Below are 13,614 nucleotides of genomic sequence, written 5' to 3'. Positions count from 1 at the left end.
CTGCGGGCAGCGCGGCGCCGGCAGGCCGCGCCGCGACATCACCGCTCCGCTTGCGCCGGCAGCCGAAGCGCGACCATGAAGCCGCGCGCCGTATTGCGCATCAGGATCTGGCCGCGATGCCGCGCCGCCGTCGCGCGGACGAACGAGAGACCGAGGCCGAAGCCGCCGCGCGCCGCGCCATGCGCGGATTCGAGCTGCACGAACGACTCGGTCGCGGCCGTGCGCTGCTCCGGCGCGATACCGGCGCCGGTATCCTCGACGCCGATCAGCCATGCACCGTCCTCGCTGCTCAGCGTGCAGTGCACGTCCGTGCCGGCCGGGCCGTACTTCAGCCCGTTGTCGATCAGGTTCGCGACCGCGCGCGTCAGCATCATGCGGTCGCCCATCGTCACGCACTCGGTATCGGGCACGTGCGCGACGACCCGGCTGCCGAGCCCGGCCGCTTTCTCCCACAGCTGGTCGACGGCGTCGAGCACGATCTCGTTGAGACTCACGACCTCGTGCGCGCGGCGCTCGGACTGCGCGCGGGTCAGGTGGATGAAGCCGTCGGCAAGCGCGAGCGCGCGCCGCGCATGGCCGGCAATGCGCTCCATGATCGCCGGCATCTCGCCGTGCTCGGTCCGGTAAACGTCGAGCAGCGCGAGGATCGACGTCTGCGGCGAACGCATGTCGTGCGACAGGAAATCGAGCGCCTCGTCGCGCTGCCGGGACATCAGGTACGAATTCGAGTGATAGCGGATACGGGCGGCCAGCTCCATCGCGTCGGGGAGCTTCACCAGATAGTCGTTCGCGCCGGCGATGAACGCCTCGCGCTTGACGATCGGCTCCTCCTTCGCGGACAGCACGATGATCGGCACGCGAGCGGTGCCGGCGTCCGCGCGCCACGCACGGACGAGATCGAGGCCGTCGATCTCCGGCATCACGAGATCCTGCAGGATGACCGTCGGCTTCACGTCGCGGGCGACCGCCATCGCCCGGTGCGCGTCAGTGCACACGTGCAGGTCGATGTCGTGTTCGCTGCGCAATGCGCGTCGGATCACCTCGCCGACGAACGGTTGATCGTCGACGAGAAGGACCGATAACCCCGATTCAAGACAATCCGAGGCATTATCACCGCTCGATTCTTTCATAAATACAGTTTCAAACGCCGATTCTCCAATCGATTCTTTCATAGGAGTTGTTTATCCGGCTTGGACGCTATCTTATTTTGGCGGTTGAAAGCCCCACCTGATTCCGCCGATTTGGCCTGTCAGCACTGCCTTGCAGGGCACCGGACGCCGATTTCTTCCCCGTTGGCGGCCGCATTACCTCCGCATCCTTTCTCTCAATAAACATAACCGGCTGATTCTAAATGAAATTAGAACACAGCATCTATCTCAATCCGGTTTAGTTTTGCCAAATATGCAGAAAGAGACGGAAACAGTTAAATCAGATCATTTCCGGATTCGAAAGACGATAACGTTTGCGGGACCGGCGCGATAAGGTTTGCATGCGCTGCAAGGCTGGCTGTTTGCAGCATTTAAGGGCCGGATGGAAATGCGCCGAATCGGCCGGCGGGAGGAAGCAAAAAAGCGCGCCGGGCAACGATTGGCCCGGGCGCGCTTCGGGCCGGCTGGCGCCGGCCGCTTGATGGCGGGATGACGCAGGTGTGCGGTCTTACCCTCGCGCGTGCTGCGCGGACACTTCCTGCAGGTCGAGGTCGCGCTCGAGCGCATGCAGCATCTCGTCGTGAATGTGGCCCGATCGGTGCAGGCGCAACAGTTCCGCGCGCCCGGCCTTGATCGCGGCCAGCACGACGTCGTAGTGCGCGGCACGTACTTCTGCCGGATACATGGGCTCGTTCTTCGCCCTTTCCGTCAATTCCGCACGGTACGTGTACTGCTCGAGCAGGCGTGGATGGATCACGACCCCGTTCTCATCGCGCACGAGCGGCTGGATCGCCGCGAGCTGCGCCGCCTCGACGTACGCCCACGTCTGCGGCTCGGTCAGGTGATGCGCCGCGCGCTCTTCGCGCTGCGGCAGGCGCAACAGCCGGATCAGCGGGCCGATCGTCGTGCCCTGCAGCAGCACGGTGACGAGGATCACCGCGAACGACGCGACCAGGATCACGTCGCGGCCGGGCATCGCCTCGGGCAGCGACAGCGCGATCGCCAGCGTGACGACGCCGCGCATCCCGGCCCAGCTCATGATCGTCGCGGCCTTCCAGTCGGGCGCTTCGCCGCGCCGCGCGACCCCGCGCACCGGCCATTTCAGCGCCTCGACCGCGTAGATCCACACGAAGCGCGACACGATCACGGCCGCCAGCACCGCGAGCATCGGCGGCACCATCGTCGCGAGCACCTGCTCGAAGCCGCCGAGCCGGTGGACCGCGCCGCGCAGCGACAGCCCGATCAGCACGAACACCATCGCTTCGAGCAGGAACACGATGACCTGCCAGAACGCGGTGCCGCGCGTGCGCACGGCCGCCGAGAACACCTCGTGCTGATGCCAGCCGATGATCATGCCGGCCGTGACGGTGGCGATCACGCCGGACACTTCGACCATTTCGCCCGCGATATAGGCGATCCAGCCGGCGATCACCGCGACGGTGATCACGAGATAGTCGTCGTCGAGCTGCTTCAGGAACCACACGACGAGCTTGCCGACCGCGAAGCCGATCGCCACGCCGCCGAGCCCGAGCTCCGCGAAGCGCACGACCGCGTGCTCGAGGCTGAACGCACCGGTAAGCGCGGCCGCGACCGCGAAGCGGAACAGCACGAGGCCGGCCGCATCGTTCAGCAGGCTCTCGCCTTCGAGCAGCACCATCAGCCGGCGCGGCAGCGCGACGCGTTCGAGCACGGCCTTCGCGGCAACGGCGTCGGGCGGCGACACGATCGCGCCGAGTGCAAAGCACGCGGCCCACGGCAGCGACGGCGCCACCCAGTGCACGGCGAAGCCGACCGCGAACGTCGTGAACACGACCGCGCCGATCGCGAGCAGCAGGATGCCGCCGACGTTGCGCTTGAACTCCTCCCACACCGAGAAGTACGCGCCGTCCATCAGCAGCGGCGGCAGGAACACCAGCAGCACCAGTTCGGGATCGAGATTGATCGGCGGCAGGCCGGGGATGAACGCGATGCCGATGCCGCCGATCAACAGCGCGGCGGCAGGCGGCAGCCGCAGCCGCTTGGCGATGCATTCGAGCGCGACGATCGCAAGGAATGACAACAAAACCAGCTTGAATGCCGAGACGGGAGACATGAAACGACCTCGTGAAGAATGAATTCGCGCTTTCCGGCGTCGTACCCCGGTCGGCAGTTTCGCGCGATTACATCACGAGGCGAGGCCCGCAGTCGAGCGCGTTCGGGCAGCCCGCCGCGCGATGCGGGCACGGTACCCGCACGATGCAGACCCGGCACCGGCCCGCTGCACGCGCCGCCATGAAAAACGGCACGCGGGCCGGCCTGATCGCCCGCCCGCGTGCCGCTGCGGCACCGCGCTGCCTGCCCGCGCGCTACCGGCGCCGCACGACCATCAGCCGCGGCTCGGTCATGTCCTCGATCGCGTAGCGGATCCCTTCGCGGCCGAGGCCCGAATCCTTCACGCCGCCGTACGGCATGTTGTCGACGCGGAACGACGGGACGTCGTTGATCACGACGCCGCCGACCTCCAGCTCGTCCCACGCGCGCTGCGCATGCGTGAGCGAATCGGTGAACACGCCGGCCTGCAGCCCGAAGTCGCTGTCGTTCACGCGCGCGAGCGCGTCGTCGAAGCGGTCGAACTTCTCGAGGATCGCAACGGGGCCGAACGCCTCCTTCCGGTACAGGTCCTGCTCATGCCCGACGTTTTCCAGCAGCGTCGCCTCGAACATCGCGCCGTCGACCTTGCCGCCCGCGACGATCTTCGCGCCTGCCGCGACCGCCGCGTCCATCCAGCCCGACAGCCGACGCGACTCGGATTCGGAGATCATCGGGCCGACGAACGTCGACGGATCCTTCGGATCGCCCATCTTCAGCGAACGCGTCTTCGCGATCAGCTTCTCGCGCAGCGCGTCGTACAGATCGGCATGCACGAGGATCCGCTGTACGCCGATGCAGCTCTGGCCCGACTGGTAGTACGCGCCGAACGCAAGGCGCTCGACCACGTAGTCGAGTTGGTCGCGCTGGTCCGCATCGACGATCGCGGCCGCGTTGCCACCGAGTTCCAGCACGACTTTCTTCTTGCCGGCCTTCTCCTTCAGCGCCCAGCCGACGGCCGGTGAACCCGTGAACGACAGCAGCTTGAAGCGCTCGTCGGTCGTGAACAGGTCGGCGCCGTCGCGATGCGCGGGCAGCACCGAGAACGCACCCTTCGGCAGGTCGGTTTCCGCGAGCACCTCGCCGATGATCAGCGCGCCGATCGGCGTGCGGCTCGCCGGCTTCAGCACGAACGGACAGCCGGCCGCGAGCGCCGGCGCGACCTTGTGCGCGGCGAGGTTCAGCGGGAAGTTGAACGGCGAGATGAACGAGCACGGGCCGACCGGCACGCGCTTCGTGTAGCCCGTATAGCCCTGCGCACGCGCGGAGATCTCGAGGTTGATGATCTCGCCGTCGATGCGCACCGATTCCTCGGACGCCACGCGGAACGTGTCGATCAGGCGCGTTACTTCGCCCTTCGAATCGTTGATCGGCTTGCCGGCCTCGATGCACAGCGCCTCGGCCAGTTCGTCGAAACGCTCGCGGAAGCGCGCGACGCAATGGTCGAGCACGGCCTGCCGCTTGTAGGCCGGCAGCTCGCGCATCGGCTTCGCGGCGGCGACCGCCGCGCCGATCGCCGCGTCGATGGCCTTCGCGTCGGCCATCGCGACGCGCGTCGCGACCTTGCCGCTGAACTTGTCCGTCACTTCCAGATCGGTGTTCGCGTAGACGGCTTCGTTGGCGAGGTAGTACGGATAGGTTTCCTTCAACATGGAACGACTCCTTCCTGTGAACGGGACATTCAGAGTTGCGCCGACAGGCGCTTGATCTCGCGGTTCAGCACGCGCTCGTTGTCCGAGTAATCGATCGGCACGTCGATCACGTGCACGCCCGGCGACGAGAAACACTCGCGCAGCAGCGGTTCGAGATCGTCGGCCGATTCGACGCGGTGCCCGTGCGCGCCGTAGCTCTGCGCATACGACACGAAATCGGGGTTCTGCAGCGTCATCGCGAAATCGGGGAAGTTCATGTTCTCCTGCTTCCAGCGGATCATCCCGAACGCGTCGTCGCGCAGGATCATCACGACGAGGTCGAGCTTCAGCCGCACGGCCGTTTCGAGCTCCTGCGAATTCATCATGAAGCCGCCGTCGCCGCACACGGCGATCACCTTGCGCTGCGGATGCACGATCTTCGTCGCGATCGCCGACGGCAGGCCCGCGCCCATCGACGCGAGCGCGTTGTCGAGCAGCAGCGAATTCGGCTCATGCGCGCGCCAGTACCGCGCGAACCAGATCTTGTACATCCCGTTGTCGAGACAGACGATGCCGTCGACCGGCATTGCGTTGTACAGATCGTTGACGATCCGCACCGGGTACATCGGGAAGCGCGGGTCGTGCTGGCCCTTCTCCAGATGGGCGTCGAAGTGCTCCTTGATCATCGCGAAGCGTGCGAAATCCCAGTGCGGCTGCGGCGCGAGCGCCTCCTTCATCTGCCACACCGCGTTCGCGATGTCGCCCACCACCTCGATCTGCGGGAAGTAGACGGGATCGACCTGCGCGCCGAGGAAGTTCACGTGGATCACGGTCTTGTCGTCGGTACGCATGAAGAATGGCGGCTTCTCGATCACGTCGTGGCCGACGTTGATGATGCAGTCCGCATGCTCGATCGCGCGGTGCACGAAATCGCCATCGGACAGCGTCGCGTTGCCGAGCCACAGCGGGTGTGTCTCGTCGATCACGCCCTTGCCCATCTGCGTCGTGAAGAACGGGATGCCCGTCTTGTCGACGAATTCGAGCAGCATCTTGCAGGTGGTCTTGCGGTTGCCGCCTGCGCCGATCATCAGCAGCGGATGGCGCGCGGCCTGGATCGCGTCGACCGCATGCGCGATCGCCTTCTCCTCGGCCACCGGCCGCCGGCTGTAGCTGCGCGGGATCGGCTTGCCGTCGCCCTCCTCGTGCGCGATGTCTTCCGGCAGTTCGAGGTGCGCGGCGCCCGGGCGCTCTTCCTCCGCGCGGCGGAACGCCTCGCGCACGGCCGACGGGATGTTGCCGATCGACACGATCTGCCGCGTGAACTTCGTGAGCGGCTGCATCATGTCGACCACGTCGACGATCTGGAAGTGGCCCTGCTTGCTGGACTTGATCGGCTTCTGCCCGGTGATCATCAGCATCGGCATCCCGCCGAGCTGCGCATACGCAGCGGCCGTCACGAAGTTCGTCGCGCCGGGCCCGAGCGTGGCGATACACACGCCGGTACGGCCCGTCAGGCGGCCGTAGGTGGCGGCCATGAACCCGGCCGCCTGCTCATGCCGGGTCAGCACGAGCTTGATCTTCGATCGCCGCAGCGATTCGAGCAGATCGAGGTTTTCCTCGCCGGGAATGCCGAACACGTACTCGACGCCTTCGGCTTCCAGCGCCTTCACGAACAGATCCGATGCTTTCATGGGGGACTCTCGGTTGATGCCGCCTGCCCGGCCTACGGACACGCAGCGTTCAGAACGCGCGCCGGCCTACGGCACGCGGACGCTTTACCTACTGGACACAAACCACGGCACTGCCCGCCGCGCGACACGCGCTGCACGGCGGCGCCTCCGGATACCGGAGGACAAACGGACCCGCCCGCGCGCGGCAAGCACGCACGGGCGGCAAAGATGCTTTTGATTGTAGACGGATTCGGAAGATCCCGACTTCGGCCGAATGGCCAATTGGCACGCAAACCAAGCCGGCGGCCCTACTGTAGCGGCAACGGAATTCAACACACCAAACCTGTGAACCATGGTTGACATACTGCAATCCATGCCCTACAGTGCGCCTACGTTCAGCATCCGGACCACCGGCGTCTTCGACGCCTGGTTCGCCGGCCTGCAGGATCGCGTCGCGAAGCGCCGCATCCAGGCTCGCATCGATCGTCTCTCGATGGGCAATCCGGGCGACTGGAAGTCCGCCGGCTCGCCGGTCGTCGAGATGCGGATCGACCACGGCCCCGGCTATCGCGTCTACTACGTCCGGCGCGGAACGATCTGGGTCATCCTGCTCTGCGGCGGCGATAAATCGACGCAACAGGCCGACATCCGCGCCGCGCACGCGATGCTCGCGCATCTCGACATGGAGTAACCGATGGACAAGATCAGCACCCGGCCGTGGGATTCGGCCGATCATCTGAAAACCGAAGACGACATGGCCGACTACTTCGAAGCGTGCCTGCAGGAAGCCGGCGACGATCCGGCCTTCATCGCGCACGCGCTCGGCGTGATCGCGCGTGCACGCGGCATGTCGCAGGTCGCGCGCGATGCGGGCCTGTCGCGCGAAGGGCTGTACAAGGCGCTGTCGCACGACGGCAACCCGAGCTTCGGCACGATCCTGAAGGTCATCAAGGCGCTCGGCCTGCAACTGCACGGCTCGAAAGCGCACGCGTGATGCACGGATGCGGCCCGTCGCGCCCGCCGCGCGATACCGGTGGCCGTGTCAGTGCAGCCAGCCGGCCGCCCAGCGCGGCACCAGCGACACCAGATACAACCCGAGCCCGATCAGTCCGCCGACCAGCGTGCCGTTGATGCGGATGTATTGCAGATCCTTGCCGATGTTCAACTCGATCTGCCGCGACATCTCGCGCGCATCCCAGTTGCGCACCGTGTCGCGGATGTGACGCATCAGGAAATCCGCGAAATCCGGCGCCATCTCGTGCACGGCCTTCTCGACGTGCTCGTTCAGCGACGCGCGCAATGCCGGGCTCTCCGCCAGCCGTGCGCCGAGCCAGCCGCCAAGCGTCGCGGCCTGCCGGTGCAGCGCCGAATCCGGGCGCGCGAGATCGGCCTTCAGCCACGCGCGCAACTGATCCCACAAGTCGCGCACATACTCGTTGAACGCGGCGCCGTCGCGGATATAGCGCTTGATCTCCTCGCCCTTCTCGATGAATGCGGCATCGTGCTTCAACCGCTCGGTCAAGCGCACCACCGTCCGGTCGAAGCGTTGCCGCAGTTCGTGCTCGGGGTCGGCCGCCACGCCTTCCAGCACGCGGCTCACCGCGCTCGCGAGCATCCGCGCGCCGTTCTCGCCGAACCACTGCGTCGGCATGATCTTCTCGACCTTCGGGTACTGCGTCTTCAGCCATTCGACGATGAAGCCCGCGATCACCTCGCGGTTCTCCTCCTTGTCGAGCACGTCGACCACCTGTTCGATCGCGTCGTCGAGCAGCGCCTGGTGGCGGCCGTCCTTCGTCAGCGTGTCGAGGATCGCGCCGGCCGATTGCGACAGGTCGACCCGGTCGATCACCGCGCGAAATGCGTCGTGGACGAACGACTGGATCCGCGCGTCGTCGGTCATGTCGAGCGCGAAACTCATCAGCTTCGTCACATAGCCGCCGAGTGCATCGGTGTTCGCCGGTTCGCCGAGCCATGCGCCGAGTTTCTGCGCGGGATCGTGCTGGCGGATCTGCGCGGCAAGCGCGTCGGGGCCGAGGAACTTCTCGCGCACGAACACCGCGAGGTTGTCGGCGATTTTGTCCTTGTTCTTCGGAATGATCTCGGTATGGCGCGACACGAACGGGATCGGCACGCGGCGGAACAGCGCGACGACCGCGAACCAGTCGGCGAGCGCACCGACCATCGCGGCTTCCGCCACGGCCTTGAAGCCGTCGACCCACGGGCCGCGCGGCAACAGGATCGTCGTGACGAACACCGCGACGGCGGCCAGCAGCAGCCACAGCGCGCGGCGCTTGCTGCGTTTCAGTTCGAGGGCTTTGTCTGGCGTCATGGGCAACCGGTCGGGCGAACGATGCCGCTAATATGCACCGGTTGCGGTGCTGCCGACAAACATTGCGCCACCCATCGTGCGGGCGGCACTCCGGCGGATCGGACCGGCGGATCGCGCACGGCGCCGGCCGGCATCGCTCCCGCATGCCGGGCCGGACGACCGTGCGCCTGCTACATGAACGTCTTCAGGTTCACTGCCGGATCGGCGAGCTTCACCGGATCGGGCACCGCCCCCGCCGCGATCAGCCGGCGCGACGCGCCGATGTCGCGCCCCAGGTTCGCCGCGGCCACCGCGACGATCCTGCCGTCGTCGCCCAGCCCGAACACCGTGAACGGCCCGTTCCCCGGATCGCCGCGCACGACGATCGTGCGTTCGCTGCCGAACAGCCCGAGCATCTGCAGGTTGCAATCGTACTGATCGGACCACAGCCACGGCAACTCGGCATAGGTCTCGTCGGCGCCGAGCAGGTTCGCGGCCGCGACGGCCGGCTGGTTTTCGGCTACCTGCCACGATTCGATCCGCACGTGACGCCCGAGCAGCGGATTGAAATGCATCGTCACCTCGCCCGCCGCGAAGATCGCGGGATCGACCGTGCGGCAGCCCGCGTCGACACGTATCCCGTTGTCGACATCGAGCCCCGCCGCTTGCGCCAGCTCGATATTGGGCACCACGCCGATGCCGACCACGACGAGGTCGGCCGGCACGTCGCCGCGATCGGTCTCGACGATCGCGCCGCCGCCCGGTGCGCGACGGATCGCGCGCGGCAGCGTCGCCATCTGGAAGACCACGCCGCGCGCATCATGCAACTGATGCGCATACGCGCCGACGACTTCCGGCAACGCGCGCTGCAGCAAGCGCGGTGCCGGATCGATCACCGTCACGTCGCAACCGAGCTGGCGCGCCGCCGCCGCGACCTCGAGGCCGATGAAGCCGCCGCCGAGCACCGCCACGCGGCGGCCCGGCGAAAGCTGCGTGCGCAACACACGCGCGTCGTCGACCGTGCGGACGTAATGCGGCCTGACGCCTTCGTCGATCGCCCCGCCAAACGTGCGCACCCGCGAGCCCGTCGCGAGCACGAGCCGTGCGTAAGGCAGCGTCGTGCCGTCGTCGAGCCGCACGCGCTGCGCATCGCGTTCGATCGCGTCGACACGCGTGCCGAGCCGCAGCTCGATGCGCTGCGCGTCGTACCACGCGGCATCGCGCACGAACGCACGCTGCTCGCCGCCGTCCGTCAACAGCGCATCCTTCGACAGCGCAGGCCGATCGTACGGCAGCTCGCGCTCCGCGCCGATCATCACGATGCGCGCCGCGGCATCGCGCTCGCGCAGCGCTTCGGCCGTGCGCCGCGCGGCATGCCCGGCGCCGACGATCACGAACGGATCAGCCGACATTGACTTCCACCTGCCCGTCGACGATCCGGAGCGGATAGGTCCGCACCGGTTCGGTGATCGGCGCGCATTTCGGCGCGCCGGTGCGAATGTCGATCAACCCCTGGTGCAGCGGGCATTCGACGCAGCCATCCTCCACATAGCCTTCAGACAGCCGTGCATGGCCGTGCGTGCAGAGATCGTGCATCGCGAACAGTTCGTCGCCGATCCGGAACACGGCGATCGGCTTCTGGCCGGCGACGCGCGCTGCCGGTTCGTCTTCTGAGAATTCGTCGAAAGTGCCAAGCGGATGCCACTCGGCGAGCGTTGCTTCGGTCATGTCTGTTCCTTGCTTCCGTATCAGATCGGGGTGGCGAGCAGCGTCTGCACGCGCGACGTGTCGTAGATCACCCGCTTGGTCTTGTAGCGCAGCCCGTCCGGCGTGCGCACGACCGTGTCGTAGTACTTGCCGGCCTGGTACACGTTCGACTCGCCGTTGCTGCGCGTCTGCACGACGACGTAGTTGCTCTCCGTGTCGATCTCGCCGTCGCGTTCCGCGACGATCGTCAGGCCCGACGTCATGTGCCGGTACGTGTGTTCTTCGTAGATGTTCGCGTGCCGCAGCGACACCACGCGGTCGCGCAGCATCCGCTGGTTCGTGCAGTGGACGATCCCGACCGGCAGCCCAAGGTCGGCGTTTTCCTTCGGCACGATTTCGTACGTGCAGTCCTCGGTGAACATCGTCGGCCATGCTTCGAGCCGGTCGTTGTCGAGGTGCCCGATATAGCGGTTCTGGAGCATGTAAATCTCGAACCACGTCTTCATGTCTTCCGTCAGGTTTTCCATCATTCCGCGCTCCCGCTTCAATAGCCCATCAGCTTCTGGTAGCCGACCCAGAACTTGCGGATCAGGCTTTCGGTGATCACCGTGTCCTGCTGGTCCGGATTGCCGCGCGACATCTCGATCACCGACGTCGCGTCGCCGTCGCGCACCGTGCCGCGCTGCACGAGCTCGGTCGCCTCCGTGTCCTCCATCGAGATATAGCCGGCCGGCCCGACGAGGTTCGCCTGCTTGATGCGCAGCGCGCGCAGCTCGGGCGTATCGTCCGCGTAGCCGAAGAAGTGGAAGATCAGTTCGAAGTTGTCGGGGCCTTTCGGCAGGATCTGCCGCGCGACCAGCGTGTTGTGGATCTGCTGGATCACGAGCTGCGGGAAGATCGGCTGGATATGGTTCGTGCAGTCCTCGTCGTATTCCGACACGAGATCGAGGATCGATTCGTCCTCCAGATGGAAGCCTTCGTCGAACGAGCGAATGTTCTGCTGCTTGTACGCGGCCGACGTGTCGTCGCCCGTCTTCGTCACCGTGATGATGCTGTGCAGCCCGTGGTTCGCATCCGGAATCGAGCGCGCCTTCATCCCGACGCGGAAGATGTTGAAGGTCGTATGGAACAGGTGCAGCATGCTCGCGTGATACGGGTCCTTCACGTTCTCCATGTACAGCTTCCAGTTCGACTTCGAATACTGGCGCGTACAGCCGAGATACTCGATGGGCTTGTGGAAGATCCGGTCGATCCACGGGCGCATCTGCTCGCCGAGATAGTCGGGCAGCGGCATCACGTCGTCGCTGAAGGTGGCGAACACGAGCCCGCGATAGCTGTCGACGCGCAGCTTGCGCAGCCCGTGCTGCTTCGGGTCGAAGTCGGCCGGCATCCCGGACATCCCCTTCTGGCCGCGCCGGAACGGCACGCCGAGCAGGTTGCCCGAGTTGTCGAAGCTCCACTGGTGATAGACGCACGTGTGCGAGCTCGCGTTGCCGCGCGACTTGCGGCACACCTGCGCGCCGCGGTGCGCGCAGCGGTTCACCCACGCGGAAAGCGTGCCGTCCTCGGTGCGCGTGACGACCACCGGCGTATCGCCGACGAACGTACTCTTGAAGTCGCCGGCGTTCGGGATTTCCGCTTCCAGCGCGACGAAGTTCCACGTCGGGCCGCGAAAGATCCGCTCCTGCTCGCGATCGTAGACCGCGCGTGAGCTGAACACTTTGTACGGCACGCGCGAGCCGTCTTCGTGCGGGAAGGTCACGTCGGACGCGTCGCCGCGGGCGGCGAAAACGACGGGCGATTCTGTCTGCTCCATGTCGGACTCCTGGTCGATCCGTTTCGTTGAATGCATGGAGCCGATTTTTGAAAAGCTAATATTCGCCGTCTATCCGGAAAGTGCGATTGCGGCGGTGCAATATCCACTTTCGGCGGATTTCTGCGCTAGCATGACGGCACATACGGCCCGGCGCACGATCGCGACCTATTGATCGGATCGAAGCGCAGGCCGTCTACACCAAGGCTGATGCCCATGTCCCCAACGTCGTTCGAGCCGCTCGCGCTGCGCGCGCACCGGCTGTTCGAATCCCGCGATCTCGACGAGACGCGCGAGCGGATCTCGCGCGTGATGCAACCGCATGCGCTGCTGCCGAACGGCCGCACGCGTGGTGCGTCGCACATGGATTTCGTCAGGCTCGGCGGGCTCGGGATCGGCACGATCGCGTTCGGCGACGCGATGCGCGTGCAGGTCGACGCGGTCGACGGCTACTACCTGCTGATGTTCTGCCTGTCCGGCCGGGCCGAGGTGCGCGCGATGGGGCGGCAACTCGGCGTCGACGGCCAGACCGGCGTGCTGTGCGCGCCCGGGGAGCGTTTCGACGCGGTGCTGTCGGCCGATTGCGAGCAGTTCGTGCTGCGCATCGACGCGGCGACCGTCGGCTCGCTGACAGGCGACCCGCGCGCCACGCTCGATCCCGTGCTGCACGTCAGCGACGCCGCGCTCGCCGCGTGGCGCCAGCAGCTGATGCTCGTCGCACGGTCGCCCGAACTGCTCGAACGCGCGAACGCGAACCCGCGTGTTGCGTCGCAGCTCGAGCACCTGCTGATCGACCTGCTGATCGAAGGCCACCCGCCGTCCGTGCTGCAGGCATCGCACCGCGATCCGGCGCCGGGCTTCGTGCGGCGCGCGCAGGAGTTCGTGAACGCGCACTACGCGCAGCCGCTGCAGCTCGCCGATATCGTCCAGGCCGCCAACGTGCCGGAACGCACGCTGCGCGACGCGTTCCTGCAGTTCCGCGGGATGAGCCCGATGCAATACCTGCGCGCGACGCGGCTCGACCATGCGCGCGAGCTGCTGCGCGGCACGGCGTCCGACCGGCGGATCGCCGATGTCGCGCTCGATTGCGGGTTTACGCACCTTGGGCGTTTCGCGATCGCGTATCGGGAGAAGTTCGGGGAATCGCCGTCGGAAACGCTCGACGGAAAGCGCTGACGCCGCGCACGCTCACGCGCCCGGCGGCTTGCAC

Annotated in this window: 12 protein-coding genes; 3 read left to right on the top strand and 9 right to left on the bottom strand. The window is 66.4% G+C overall.

Annotated elements, in window-relative coordinates:
- Window positions 1–38 precede the first annotated feature (38 nt).
- From G3O06_RS08485 to G3O06_RS08470, 4 genes are all read right to left on the bottom strand, one after another.
- A complete protein-coding gene (locus G3O06_RS08485) occupies window positions 39–1,172 on the bottom strand; it encodes a hybrid sensor histidine kinase/response regulator (RefSeq protein WP_174968304.1) in 1,134 nt (377 codons plus the stop codon).
- 484 nt (window positions 1,173–1,656) lie between these two features.
- On the bottom strand, window positions 1,657–3,240 hold the full coding sequence (locus tag G3O06_RS08480) for a Na+/H+ antiporter (RefSeq protein WP_174968303.1): 1,584 nt from the start codon (window positions 3,238–3,240) through the stop codon (window positions 1,657–1,659).
- Window positions 3,241–3,493: 253 nt separating this feature from the next.
- On the bottom strand, window positions 3,494–4,927 hold the full coding sequence (locus G3O06_RS08475; protein WP_174917629.1) for an aldehyde dehydrogenase family protein: 1,434 nt from the start codon (window positions 4,925–4,927) through the stop codon (window positions 3,494–3,496).
- Window positions 4,928–4,956: 29 nt separating this feature from the next.
- The gene (locus tag G3O06_RS08470; RefSeq protein ID WP_174917628.1) at window positions 4,957–6,597 is read right to left on the bottom strand and encodes an acetolactate synthase large subunit; all 1,641 of its coding nucleotides are present in this window, start codon (window positions 6,595–6,597) and stop codon (window positions 4,957–4,959) included.
- 352 nt (window positions 6,598–6,949) lie between these two features.
- Between G3O06_RS08470 and G3O06_RS08465 the strand changes: the two genes are divergently transcribed.
- On the top strand, window positions 6,950–7,267 hold the full coding sequence (locus tag G3O06_RS08465) for a type II toxin-antitoxin system RelE/ParE family toxin (RefSeq protein ID WP_174917674.1): 318 nt from the start codon (window positions 6,950–6,952) through the stop codon (window positions 7,265–7,267).
- A gap of 3 nt (window positions 7,268–7,270) precedes the next feature.
- The gene (locus tag G3O06_RS08460; protein WP_039344756.1) at window positions 7,271–7,570 is read left to right on the top strand and encodes an addiction module antidote protein; all 300 of its coding nucleotides are present in this window, start codon (window positions 7,271–7,273) and stop codon (window positions 7,568–7,570) included.
- A 48-nt stretch (window positions 7,571–7,618) separates the two neighbouring features.
- Here the strand turns inward: G3O06_RS08460 and G3O06_RS08455 are convergent, their stop codons facing one another.
- The 5 genes from G3O06_RS08455 to andAc form a co-directional block, all read right to left on the bottom strand.
- On the bottom strand, window positions 7,619–8,905 hold the full coding sequence (locus tag G3O06_RS08455; protein ID WP_205815712.1) for a DUF445 domain-containing protein: 1,287 nt from the start codon (window positions 8,903–8,905) through the stop codon (window positions 7,619–7,621).
- Between the two features lie 170 nt (window positions 8,906–9,075).
- Window positions 9,076–10,296, bottom strand: coding sequence for an anthranilate 1,2-dioxygenase system ferredoxin--NAD(+) reductase (gene andAa, locus G3O06_RS08450; RefSeq protein ID WP_205815711.1), 1,221 nt, complete (start codon window positions 10,294–10,296; stop codon window positions 9,076–9,078).
- Window positions 10,286–10,612: an anthranilate 1,2-dioxygenase ferredoxin subunit AndAb gene (andAb, locus tag G3O06_RS08445; protein WP_174917625.1), complete on the bottom strand. Its 327-nt coding sequence runs from the start codon at window positions 10,610–10,612 to the stop codon at window positions 10,286–10,288. Before andAb ends, andAa begins: the two co-directional genes overlap by 11 nt.
- A gap of 20 nt (window positions 10,613–10,632) precedes the next feature.
- Entirely contained in the window at window positions 10,633–11,121 is a 489-nt protein-coding gene (gene andAd, locus G3O06_RS08440) for an anthranilate 1,2-dioxygenase small subunit AndAd (RefSeq protein WP_069251004.1), read from the bottom strand.
- Window positions 11,122–11,135: 14 nt separating this feature from the next.
- The gene (gene andAc / locus G3O06_RS08435; protein WP_122949727.1) at window positions 11,136–12,407 is read right to left on the bottom strand and encodes an anthranilate 1,2-dioxygenase large subunit AndAc; all 1,272 of its coding nucleotides are present in this window, start codon (window positions 12,405–12,407) and stop codon (window positions 11,136–11,138) included.
- A 213-nt stretch (window positions 12,408–12,620) separates the two neighbouring features.
- Here andAc and andR point away from each other — a divergent pair, with 213 nt between their 5' ends.
- Window positions 12,621–13,580: an anthranilate 1,2-dioxygenase regulatory protein AndR gene (gene andR / locus G3O06_RS08430; protein WP_205815710.1), complete on the top strand. Its 960-nt coding sequence runs from the start codon at window positions 12,621–12,623 to the stop codon at window positions 13,578–13,580.
- Window positions 13,581–13,614 lie beyond the last annotated feature (34 nt).

Origin of the sequence: Burkholderia sp. Ac-20345 (genome assembly GCF_017104825.1) — a bacterium.
Classification (GTDB): domain Bacteria; phylum Pseudomonadota; class Gammaproteobacteria; order Burkholderiales; family Burkholderiaceae; genus Burkholderia; species Burkholderia lata_B.
This window is presented reverse-complemented; position numbering and strand designations above follow the sequence as displayed.

Excerpts from the sequence above, each read along its gene's own strand:
- G3O06_RS08485 (WP_174968304.1), bottom strand. The coding sequence starts at position 1,172 with ATGAAAGAATCGATTGGAGAATCGGCGTTTGAAACTGTATTTATGAAA.
- G3O06_RS08480 (WP_174968303.1), bottom strand. The coding sequence starts at position 3,240 with ATGTCTCCCGTCTCGGCATTCAAGCTGGTTTTGTTGTCATTCCTTGCG.
- G3O06_RS08475 (WP_174917629.1), bottom strand. The coding sequence starts at position 4,927 with ATGTTGAAGGAAACCTATCCGTACTACCTCGCCAACGAAGCCGTCTAC.
- G3O06_RS08470 (WP_174917628.1), bottom strand. The coding sequence starts at position 6,597 with ATGAAAGCATCGGATCTGTTCGTGAAGGCGCTGGAAGCCGAAGGCGTC.
- G3O06_RS08465 (WP_174917674.1), top strand. The coding sequence starts at position 6,950 with ATGCCCTACAGTGCGCCTACGTTCAGCATCCGGACCACCGGCGTCTTC.
- G3O06_RS08460 (WP_039344756.1), top strand. The coding sequence starts at position 7,271 with ATGGACAAGATCAGCACCCGGCCGTGGGATTCGGCCGATCATCTGAAA.
- G3O06_RS08455 (WP_205815712.1), bottom strand. The coding sequence starts at position 8,905 with ATGACGCCAGACAAAGCCCTCGAACTGAAACGCAGCAAGCGCCGCGCG.
- andAa (WP_205815711.1), bottom strand. The coding sequence starts at position 10,296 with ATGTCGGCTGATCCGTTCGTGATCGTCGGCGCCGGGCATGCCGCGCGG.
- andAb (WP_174917625.1), bottom strand. The coding sequence starts at position 10,612 with ATGACCGAAGCAACGCTCGCCGAGTGGCATCCGCTTGGCACTTTCGAC.
- andAd (WP_069251004.1), bottom strand. The coding sequence starts at position 11,121 with ATGATGGAAAACCTGACGGAAGACATGAAGACGTGGTTCGAGATTTAC.
- andAc (WP_122949727.1), bottom strand. The coding sequence starts at position 12,407 with ATGGAGCAGACAGAATCGCCCGTCGTTTTCGCCGCCCGCGGCGACGCG.
- andR (WP_205815710.1), top strand. The coding sequence starts at position 12,621 with ATGTCCCCAACGTCGTTCGAGCCGCTCGCGCTGCGCGCGCACCGGCTG.